The following is a 7,534-nucleotide window of genomic DNA, read 5'->3' on the forward strand; positions in this document are numbered from 1 at the left end:
AAATTTAGTACATAGTTAATTTAGTTCTATATAGATAAAAAAGCGGCCGGATTGCTCCGGCCGTTCTCTATTACCGTTTTACCAGCTCATTAGTTTCGTCCAGCTTTTTTCTGAAAGATTTAAGGAAATTTGCGCTTATCGTTCCTTTGTTTGCGTACAGTTTTTCGCAGAATGCTTTAATGGCGTTTTGCGGCTTTGGTTCCGACAGCATTGTGACATGATTGGAAGAGTGAACGTCCAACAGGTGAAACTGTTTTATCTGGCGTTCCCATTCTTTCCAATACGCATCTTGGTCTAACGGAATTTGTTCTTCCTCTGCTGTCAGATAACGTTCAAGATCTCCGAGGAACAAACCGCTTTTATTACGGAAGTAGTAGCATTGCAGCGCTTCCGGATGAGGCAGCGGCTTCATGTCATACTCTTCCATTCCGTAGGCGAGCTGCGTCTTCATCATTTGCTCCAGCTGCATCCGGATCGCTTCTTCGGATTTTGGCAGACCGTGCTTTTTGGCAAGGCCGATCAATTCTTTCAATACCTCTTCTTCCTCAGCCTGGACGGTAATGTCTTCTCTGCTGATTAATGCCTCTTCAAGGTTTTCAGGCTTAAGATATGCTGTAAGCATCGTATTGATCGTTTGCAGCATGACTGACTTAACAGATGGTTTTCTTTCTTTCCATTTTTCACTGTACGGGGTGTCGATCATGACGGCGCTTTTTACCGTATGACCTTCCTCCTGCAAGAGGCGCGCGGTTTCGTATGCAAACATTCCGCCCAAGGAATATCCGCCGAGGTCATAAGGGCCTTTCGGCTGTACCGCTTGGATGATTCTCTTATAAGAAGCGGCCGTCTCTTCGATTCCTTGCAGCGGCTCTTTCCCTGTCAAACCTCTTGCCTGGATGCCGTAAAAAGGTCGCTGACTCTTTTTGGCGAATGGCCGGTATGCTTCAACGCCTCCCGTTCCGCCGTGAAACCAAAAAACAGGACGGCCTTTTTCTCTATCATTCAGCTTGACGAGTTCGGGAAAATTCCGGCCCGCCTCCTGCGATTGGTTCGTTTTTAACAGCATGCTAATCTCCTGAACAGTGCTGCATTTCTGAAGAGCCTCCAGACTGATGCGGCTGTCTCCGCCCTCAAGTTTTTTCAGCAGCTGAATAGAGGAGATTGAATCGAAACCGTATTCAGTCAGCGGCTTATTTTGATCCATTTCCGCTGGCTCCATCCCCAAAATGTCTGCCACAATGTCAGCTGCGCTCTCGCAGCGGATCTGAGGATTCTGTGAAACCGGTGCAAGGACGATGTCTTCTGGCTGACCGCCGTTCCAATACTTATGGTTTTCAAAAGGATATGTCGGAAGCGGCACTCTTTGAACAGATTTGCCTTGGTGGAGTCTGTCCCACGGTATATCCGCACCTTTCACCCAGCAAAATGCAAGCTTTTCCAGATTGTTTTCAGCCAACAGCGTCTCCGTGACGACTGTACCGAGAGTCCCTTCCAGTAAAACGCCGATATCTCCTGATCCAGTCTGCTGACTGCCTGTAAAGAAGCTTTTCATTCCATTGCTTTCTTCGGAAAATGCTCTGTACTCTTTCAGTTTTTCCAGCAATTCATCTTGATTGCGGGCAACGAGTGCCAGGCGGCAGTTCATCGCCTCACGGCCGGTCTGAAGCGTATAAGCAATATCCCGCAATGACGGAGTATCTCCAGTTTGCACAAAATCGGCCAGCTGACCTGCGGCCGCCTTTAGGCGCCCTTCGCTCTTAGCAGAAAGGACGATAAGCTGCGGTTCATGCACAGATTCTTTGTCTTTATGGCTCGGGCTGTACTGTTCCAAGACGACATGCGCATTCATGCCGCCGAAGCCATAGCTGTTAATTGCGGCCCGGCGCGGGATCGGTCTGCCCGTATGGTCGGTGAGCTGTGTCCATTCCTGATTGTCTTCGGTGAAACGGAAGCGGCTTTTCTGAATGGCCATTTGCTCATTTGCAGCTGTAAATCCGGGAATGCCCGGGATGGTATGATGCTTCATGGCCATCGCCACTTTTATAAGGGCGGCCAGTCCGGAAGCGAGTTCGCCGTGCCCGATGCAAGGTTTCACGGTGCTGATATAACAAGGCGCGCTTTCCTCTTGATTTGCAGACTCGCCGTAACCCGCTTTGATTGCATTAAACTCCAGCGCATCTGCCATTTCGGAGGCAATGCCGTGCGCTTCAATATAAGTGACGGTTTGTGGATCAACATCGGTGTCTTCGTACGCTTTTTTCATCGCGGCCTTCATTCCCGCCGGATTCGGTGCGTGAAGCGACATGCCTTTACCGCCGTGAGACACTCCTGTTCCTTTAATGACCATGTGAATATGATCGCCGTCTTCAATTGCCGCCTCAAGCGGTTTGATGATGATCACGCCCGCCCCTTCGCTTCTGACAAAGCCATCGGCATCTTTTTGGAACGATTTCGCCCGGCCGTTTTTGCTTAAATATCCCATTGAGTCAAAACCGATAAAGCCCTTCGGCGATTGCAGAATATTGGCGGCTCCCACGACAGCCTGCTCACATTCGTTATGACGGATTGATTGAACCGCCCTGTGCAATGCCACCAGCGTTGACGTGCAGGCAGCCTCGTAATATTCACTCGGTCCTTGTAAATTCAAGGCATATGATATCCTGTTCGGAATGATGGACGGGATGGCTGTTCCATTGTTCGGATCGCTGTTGCCCGCGGCAACGAAAACGCCTGTCGGTCTGCTTGATAATGCCTTATTTGTCAGGCCCGCATCCTCCATTGCCTTCCATGTATGCATCAAAAGCAGAAACTGCTCCGGCCCCATTTGTGATGCCTCTTTAGGAGAAATTCCGAAAAAGAGCGGGTCAAATTCGCCGACACCGTCAATAAAACCGCCCCATCTGAGACTCGTGTCATTCTCATCACCGGCGTAACGGCGCCAGTCCCAGCGGTCCGCCGGAATTTCGGTAATACAGTGATCCCCGTTTACGATGTGCTCCCAAAAAGACTGGATATCCGGGGATTGCGGAAACTGAGCTGACATACCGATAATCGCGATTCCTTGCTTGACATCGGCGTTATTACAAGGCGGATGCTGTTTCTTCGGTAAAGTGCGCTCTTCTGTTTCCGTGACCCTAGCCTCTTCTGAATACTTATGATCGGCAAGCAATTGAGAAAACTTGCTCTCATATGCTGACGCGAAGTGGCGGGTCAGCTCCTCCGCGGTCGGATACTCGAAAAACAATGTTGGATTCACATCGATGTCCGCCTCTTGGCCAATCTCTTTTGTCAACCCGATCAGGCTCGCTGAATCGAGTCCCAATTCCATGATATTCGCGTCAGAACGAAGAGATGGCCCCGGTTCACCCATCATCTTGGCGAGCTTGCCAAGGACGTAGCTGCGGATATCATCTGTCAGACTGCCGGCAGAAATCGGTGCTCCCGCATTCTTAACAGCCGTTCGGGCCGGCTGATTCATCTGTTCGGTTTTCGGGCGGAACCGTTTCAGTGCATAGCCTTCAAAACGCATCACCACTTCCGATCGGCTGCTGATGACATCTGCGTTAATCAGAATCATTTCCCCCGTTTGTTTGGCCAGCTTGATGTGCAGCCAGCAATCGGTAAGATCTTCCGGGCTGCTGAAGGTGACGGAATTAATGCCGAACGGCAGATAGCTTTCCGCCTCCGTTTGGTCCAATAAAGAAAGCGAGGCCAAGTAAGCACTGTTGGCGATTAACGGATTTACGGCATAATGATGCGCTTGTTGTGAGTCGCTATTGTTCAGGTTCACTTTCGCTAAAACGGCATCAGAGCCTTTGTACAGGCGGGTGATCGTTTTAAATTCTTCTCCCCACACGACAGTTCCCGTTCCGTCTCCGTATAACTCATCTATCCGGCCCACTTCCCGGTAAGAGCGCTGAATGGCCGTCAGATCCGCGTGCTGCTTTTGAAACGGATACGGGCTGCACTCGGCATACGCCGCTATGCTCCAATCAGGAGACGTGCGGCTGCGGTGCATTATGCTTAGTTCAAATCCATCCCCGTTTTGTTTCGATTCTGTTTTCAGCTCGATGCGATCGCCTTTTTTTACGGTAATGGGGCTCGCGTAATTCAGTTTTTTAATTTGTCCTCCTTCCGCTTCAGGAAAAAGATCACAAAAATGATCGACTGCCAGACTGTTATATGTAGCGCCGACGAGTACCGGTTCTCCGCTGAATTGATGCCCTTTCACGTATGGGTCGTCATCACTGTATACCGCCTGAACGCCGGCAGCGTTTTCTGATTCACCGAATTGAAAAGAAGTCCCGTGGTCAAAAGCGTAGGCCGGCAGATGAACGGCGTGCTCTTGCTGCAACTGATCAAACGCGATATTCTCTCCTTTTTCCCATTGCCGCGCACGCCGGCCAATATCAGAATCGGAGAAATTGAGATTCCGCTGATCCATGCGGTAAGCGGCCAGCTTTTCCAGCAGTTCCTGAACGGAAGCAGCCGTAAATGCCGCCCGATACTCCGAATGATGCGTTCTTTTTTGCAGCGCGGATGCGATGGCGGCCGGATGAAGAGATGGCGTCTTTTCTAAGAAGGCCGCCAGTCTCTCAAGATAGGCTTCAAAACTCCATTTTGTTTTCGCTGACACAGGGAAAATATATTCCTCATCGCCGTGACGGGCCTGATCGGAATTCGGGCTGATATATTCTTCTACGATGAGATTTGCATATGCCCCGCCTGCCCCGAAGGAATTGATCATGCTTCTCCGCGGTATGTTGTCCCCCGTTTCGGCATCCCTCATACGCTCCCAATACTCGGTTTTTTCCTGCAGGTAAAAAGCCGTTTGTTCAAGCGCGATATTCGGGTTTTGCGGTTTTGCATTAATGGTTGGAACTAATGTTTCCCGCTCCATTTGCAGCAGCACTTTCGCGAGCTGGGACATGCCGGAGGCCGCCTCTAAATGGCCGAGATTTGACTTGACGGATCCAAGCGCGCAAAAACGTTTTTTATCAGTATATTGCGCGAACGCATTTGTCAGGGCAATGACCTCAATCGGATCTCCCAATACAGAGCCGTTTGCCGCTGATTCAACATAACTGATTGTTTCCGGATTGATTCCCGCCTTGTCGATGGAAGCCGCCATGAGCTTCGCCTGCTGTTTCGGATCCGGAGCCGTGTACATCTGCCTTCCGCCGCTATGGCATAACGCGCTGCTTTTAATGACCCCGTAAATATGGTCTTTGTCAGCAACCGCTTTGGAGAGCGGCTTCAAGAGCACCGCCCCGACTCCTTCTCCCGGCATCAGGCCCGTGCCGGTTCCGAAGCTTTTGCTCTCACTTCCCTGTTCAAGCAAATTCGCCCGTTCGAGCGCATCATATTTAGACGGTTCAAGCGTGAGATTGACCCCTCCGGCAATCGCCATGGAACAGCTGTTAAGCTTCAGGCTTTCACAGGCGAGATGAATGGCGCTCAGTGAGCTGGAGCATGCGGTCGTAACGCCCATGCTCGGACCCGTTAAATTGAAAAAGTGGGAAATGCGGTTGGCGATATGCCAATCCCCTCCGTTAGAGCTGAGCGCGGCTTTTTCCAATGACGGGATATTCCAGAAATATTGATTGTACATACTGCCCATAAATACACCGATGCCGCTGTCTGATTCCTGCCATTCGTTTACTCTTTCTAACGAGTAACCGCCGTTTTCAAATGTTTCCCATACGGTTTCTAAGCTTAGACGGAGCTCAGGCGTCATCTCCATCACATGGTCTTCCCGCATGTCAAACAAGTGATGGTCAAAAGCGTCAATATGCTGCAGAAATCCGCCGTACCGTGTTTTGCGTTCTTCTTTTCGTGTTTCTTTTGCCATTGTTTTCAGAAGACCGGACTTCCATCTGTTTTCCGGGGCTTCCGTAATACAGCTGTCTCCGGCTTTTAAATGTTCCCACAGCTCATCGAGCGTTTCAGACTCGGGATAGCGGCCGCTGATGCCGATAATGGCAATGTCGTCACGATCAGAACGATTAACGGTGACGGTTTCTGTTTCCGGCTTTGGCGCTTTTGGCTCTTTTTGTTCAGTGATAAATCGCCGCGTTTCCGTGACAAGCGGCACCGGTTCATTCATTGCAGGTTCCGGATGCTCCGTTTCAGGAGGCGCTTGTTCGGCTCCGAATGCCTGTTGCAGCTTATCCGGGTAAGTTTCCAGCAAATACTCGGCAAGTTCTTTCGTATTCGTGTGTTCAAATAAGATCGTTTTCGGCAGCTCGCCCGTCAATGTTTCCAGTTCGCGGATAAAATTCACCTGCAAAATGGAGTCGATGCCGTATTTTTCAAAGCTGGTTTCCGGCTGAATGCGCTCGGGAGCAAGCTTTATGGACTTGGCTAACGTTTCTTTTATGAATTGCACAGTCCGGTCTGTGACTGAGAAAGACGGTTCTGTGAAATCAGCCGGCTCTTTGGAAGCCGCAGTTTCTTCAACCGCCTGCGCGTCCGGCTGCTTTTGCCTGATAACGCCGTCGCTTTCTGCCGCCACGATCTGCTGGCCGAGGTGATGTGACGATTCCGCCATAAATGTAACGTACCGATATCCCTCGCTTTCCAGCGCAGACTGCCACGCTTCAGGATACAGCCCCGGGCATCCGGGAATGCGCAGTTTGGCGTCTTCATACAGCCACCAGCCTTCCAAAAGGCCGAATGTCAGGTGAGAATAAACCGAATGGCTGCTGATCTCATTTAATAGCAAAATCCCATTCTTTTTAAGCACCGCTTTGGCATTGCGAAGTGTCCGCCGAATATTTTTTGTCGCGTGAAGCACATTTGCCGCAATTACCGCGTCATATGCGCCCGCCTCTATACCCTGCAAAGCCGGGGGCTCTTCCACATTAAACCGCTTATAAGTCAAATACGGATTGTCGGGACCGTATTCTTTTTCAGCATGCATGAAAAAGGCCTTTGACAGATCGGTGTAGCAATATTCTTTCACATGATGTTTGTACTCTTTTAATCTTTTGAAAACGGCCGCGCTCGTCCCGCCCGTCCCCGCTCCGATCTCTAATATCCGGATTTCCGCGTTCGGGTCTTCTTTCAGGCGTTCTTCAATGAAAGCCGTCAATGTGTCAGCGAGCACCTCATTAAAGTAGTCTGCCGTTTCATTGTTTTTATAGATTCCTTCAACCAATTCCATTGAGGAATCAGGAAACAGAACATCAGTGGCAGAAACTCTGCCGGATAAAATATCCGGCAAAGCTCTGAGAGCGGTCTCCACTAAGGTGATCATCGCCTCTTTGCTGCTGTCCTTGAGTAAAGGAGCTTTCTTTTCATCCCATTCTTGCCACAGCACGTCCGCACGCTCTATCGGACCCGTTAACACATACGTACTGCCTGACTGTTTCAAAAAGCCTTTTTGCACCAAGATGGAGATGCTTTCTTCCAGCCACCTGCCGTAAAACCCCTGCATGACAGGCTGCGTTTCGTTTTTCGTAAAAAATCCGACAGATTTCAGCTGGCCTGCCAATAGTTTGTAAAGAAGATCTTCAGTGTTTTGCAAAGCCGT

1 protein-coding gene is annotated in these 7,534 nt (G+C 50.1%); it reads right to left on the reverse strand.

The window, feature by feature from the left end; translation table 11 throughout:
• Nucleotides 1–70: 70 nt before the first annotated feature.
• On the reverse strand, nucleotides 71–7,528 hold the full coding sequence (locus OTK50_RS00790) for a beta-ketoacyl synthase N-terminal-like domain-containing protein (RefSeq protein ID WP_088462100.1): 7,458 nt from the start codon (nucleotides 7,526–7,528) through the stop codon (nucleotides 71–73).
• Between the last annotated feature and the right edge of the window lie 6 nt (nucleotides 7,529–7,534).

It is taken from the genome of Bacillus sp. NEAU-CP5 (genome assembly GCF_026420705.1).
Classification (GTDB): Bacteria; Bacillota; Bacilli; order Bacillales; family Bacillaceae; genus Bacillus; species Bacillus velezensis.